We start from the raw sequence: 3382 nt of genomic DNA, 5'->3' as shown, positions 1-3382 counted from the left end.
CCCGGGGGTCGACTGTGCGGCGGGGGTGCGCTCCGCCGCGTACCGGGTCGGCGACGCGATCGTCTCGGCGGTGCTGGTGCCACCCGACGACGGGATCCGGCTGCCGGAGCGGTCGGCGGGGACCGACGTCGCCGAGCACCGCACCGGGGACGGGACGCGCGTGGTCGTCCTGCGCACCCCCACCGGCCACGGTGGTGACCGGGGGGCGGACGCCGGTCCGCGCCTCGACGCTCTCGCGGAGGCGGTGGCGGAGTCGGCGACCCGGTGAACGGCCGTGCGGTGCCCGGACACCGGACCCGACACGGAGAGCGGATCGGACGAGGCGACGTCGCGCGCGGTACCGGGTGGCAGACTCCCCGGACATGACCTCCGCAGCGAGTACGCCGAAGGGTGAGCGTCGGCGCGCCGCTCTCGTCGCCGCGGCCGCCGAGCTGCTGGTGGAGGGCGGTTTCGGTGCGGTCCGCCACCGCGCGGTCGCCGAACGGGCCGGACTGCCGTTGGCCTCGACCACCTACTACTTCGACTCGCTCGACGACCTCGTGTACGCCGCCACCGAGCACGTCGGCCGCCGCGACCTGGCCAGGGGCCGCGAGCGGCTCGCCCGTCTCGGTACCGAACAGCGCAACGTGGACACCGTGGTCGAGCTGGTGCTCGACCAGCTGCTCGGGACCGATCCCCAGCACGAGGCCGTGGTGCTGCGTTACGAACGGCTGGTCACTACCGGGCGGCGGCCGTACCTGCGGCCGCTGATGCGCACGCTGGCGGTCCAGCTGCGGGAGTTGCTGACCGAGAGCCTCACGCGGTCCGGGTTCGACGTCGACCCCGACCGGCTCGAACGCATCATCGCCCTGGTGGACGGCGCCGTCGTCAACGCGCTGATCGAGGTCGACCCGGACCCCCGCGCCGCCGCGGCACGCGTGTTGCGCGAGGTCCTGGGCGGTTCCGACGCCGCCCCGGGGTGACCGGTACGGACGGTCCTTCCGGTGTGGACGGGGTCCGGTGCAGGGGGAGCCCGACCCGGCCGGTGCCCACCCTGCGGGGCGTACGCGGACCGGCCCCTGGCTAGCCTGAGCACGTGACGGACAAGCCCCGAATCCCGAACGTGCTCGCCGCCCGCTACGCCTCCGCCGAGCTGGTGCGGTTGTTCTCCCCCGAACACAAGATCCGCCTCGAACGGGACCTGTGGATCGCCGTGCTCGCCGCCCAGCGTGACCTGGGCATCGCGGTGCCCGACGGCGTGCTGGAGGACTACCGGCGGGTCCGGGACACCGTCGACCTCGACTCGATCGCCGCTCGCGAGCGGGTGAGCAGGCACGACGTGAAGGCGCGGATCGAGGAGTTCAACGCGCTGGCCGGGCACGAGCACGTGCACATGGGGATGACCTCCCGGGACCTCACCGAGAACGTCGAGCAGCTGCAGGCGCGGGCCGCGTTGGAGCTGGTCCGGGACCGGGTGGTGGCGGTGCTGTCCCGGTTGGCCGCCCTGGCCACCGAGCACGGGGGGCTCGTGCTCGCGGGCCGTTCGCACAACGTGGCCGCGCAGGCCACCACGCTGGGCAAGCGGTTCGCCACGGCCGCCGACGAACTGCTGGTGGCGTTCACACGGCTGGAGGAGCTGGTCGCCCGCTACCCGCTGCGCGGGATCAAGGGACCGGTCGGCACCGCGCAGGACATGCTCGATCTGCTCGGCGACGCCTCGCGGCTGGCCGAACTGGAACGCCGGGTGGCCGACCATCTCGGCTTCGACGAGGTCCTGACCAGCGTCGGGCAGGTGTATCCGCGTTCGCTCGACTTCGACGTGGTCTCCACCCTCGTGCAGGTGGCCGCGGCACCGTCCAGTCTGGCCACCACGATCCGGCTGATGGCCGGGCACGAGCTGGTGACCGAGGGATTCCGCCCGGGGCAGGTCGGGTCGTCCGCGATGCCGCACAAGATGAACACGCGCTCGTGCGAGCGGGTGAACGGGCTCGCCGTGGTGCTCCGGGGGCACCTGTCGATGGTCGGCGAACTGGCGGGCGACCAGTGGAACGAGGGGGACGTGTCCGACTCGGTGGTGCGCCGGGTCGCGCTGCCGGACGCCTTCTTCGCCCTGGACGGCCTGCTGGAGACGTTCGTGACCGTGCTGGACGAGTTCGGCGCCTTCCCCGCCGTCGTGGACCGGGAGCTGGCCCGCTACCTGCCGTTCCTGGCGACCACCAAGGTGCTGATGGCGGCGGTGCGCGCGGGTGTCGGCCGGGAGACCGCCCACGAGGCGATCCGCGAGCACGCCGTGGCGGTGGCGCTGGACATGCGGGAACGGGGGCAGGCCGACAACGACCTCGTCGAACGCCTCGCCGCCGACGAGCGCATCCCGCTGGGGGTGGACGACCTGACCGCGCTGCTCGACGACCGGTTGTCGTTCACCGGCACCGCGGCCGACCAGGTGGAGGCCGTGGCGGGCCGGGTGGCCGGGATCGTGCGCCGGTTCCCGGACGCCGCGGCCTACACGCCCGCCCCGATCCTCTAGCGGCGGCCCGCGGTATGGCCACGCTGCTGCTGGTCGCGCTGGCCGGGTTCGGTGCCCAGTTCGTCTCCGGCACGCTGGGCATGGGGTACGGCCTGACGTCGACCACCGCGTTGGTCGCGCTCGGCACCGCCCCCGCCCTCGCGTCGGCCTCGGCGCACTTCGCGCAGGTCGGCACGTCACTGGCCTCCGGCGTGTCGCACTGGCGGCTGGCCAACGTCGACTGGCGCACGGTCGGGATCCTCGCCGGTCCGGGTGCCGTGGGCGCGGTGGTCGGGGCGGTGGTGCTGGTGGCGCTGCCGGTCGGGCTCGCGACGGGCTGGATCACCGTGATCCTCTCCCTGCTCGGGCTGTACGTGCTGGTGCGGTTCGCGTTCCTCCGCCTGGGCAGGCTGATCACCGAACGGCGCCCCGGCGCCCGGTTCCTCGCCCCGCTCGGTCTGGTCGCGGGGTTCGTCGACGCCGCCGGTGGCGGCGGGTGGGGCCCGGTGGCCACCACGACGCTGCTGTCGAGCGGGCGGTTGGAGCCCCGCAAGGTCGTCGGCTCGGTGCAGGCGGCCGAGTTCGTGGTGACGGTCGCGGCGAGCCTGGCCTTTCTCGCGGCGCTGTCCCTGCACGGCATGAACTTCGCCGTGGTGCTGGGTCTGCTGGTGGGCGGGATGCTGGCCGCCCCGATCGGTGCCGTGCTGGTGCGCCGGATCCCGCCCCGGCTGCTCGGGACCGCCGCGGGTGGTCTGATCGTGCTCGCCAACGCCCGGCCGCTGCTCGACGTCCTGCGCGCCCCGGGGCCCGTGGTGGCGGTGGTCCACATCGCGGTGCTCGCGCTGGTCGGGACCGCGTTCACGGCCGCGGTGCGGTCGGCGAGGGCGGAGCGGGCGG

At 74.1% G+C, this 3382-nt stretch carries 4 protein-coding genes; all 4 read left to right on the top strand.

The window, feature by feature from the left end; genetic code table 11:
* A partial coding sequence (locus tag SACPADRAFT_RS32785; protein WP_007027007.1) for a hypothetical protein occupies positions 1-268 on the top strand: 268 nt, incomplete at its 5' end.
* 94 nt (positions 269-362) lie between these two features.
* Complete coding sequence (locus tag SACPADRAFT_RS32780; RefSeq protein ID WP_007027008.1) at positions 363-962, top strand: TetR/AcrR family transcriptional regulator; 600 nt, start codon at positions 363-365, stop codon at positions 960-962.
* Between the two features lie 113 nt (positions 963-1075).
* Positions 1076-2506 (top strand): adenylosuccinate lyase, encoded by a 1431-nt coding sequence (gene purB / locus SACPADRAFT_RS0212020; RefSeq protein WP_007027009.1) that lies wholly within the window; start codon positions 1076-1078, stop codon positions 2504-2506.
* Positions 2507-2520: 14 nt separating this feature from the next.
* The coding region (locus SACPADRAFT_RS27320; protein ID WP_007027010.1) for a sulfite exporter TauE/SafE family protein at positions 2521-3382 on the top strand (862 nt) is incomplete at its 3' end.

Source organism: Saccharomonospora iraqiensis subsp. paurometabolica YIM 90007, assembly GCF_000231035.2.
GTDB lineage: Bacteria > Actinomycetota > Actinomycetes > Mycobacteriales > Pseudonocardiaceae > Saccharomonospora > Saccharomonospora paurometabolica.
This window is presented reverse-complemented; position numbering and strand designations above follow the sequence as displayed.

What these genes read in the sequence shown, in the direction of transcription:
- SACPADRAFT_RS32780 (WP_007027008.1), top strand. Translation starts at nt 363, where the DNA reads ATGACCTCCGCAGCGAGTACGCCGAAGGGTGAGCGTCGGCGCGCCGCT.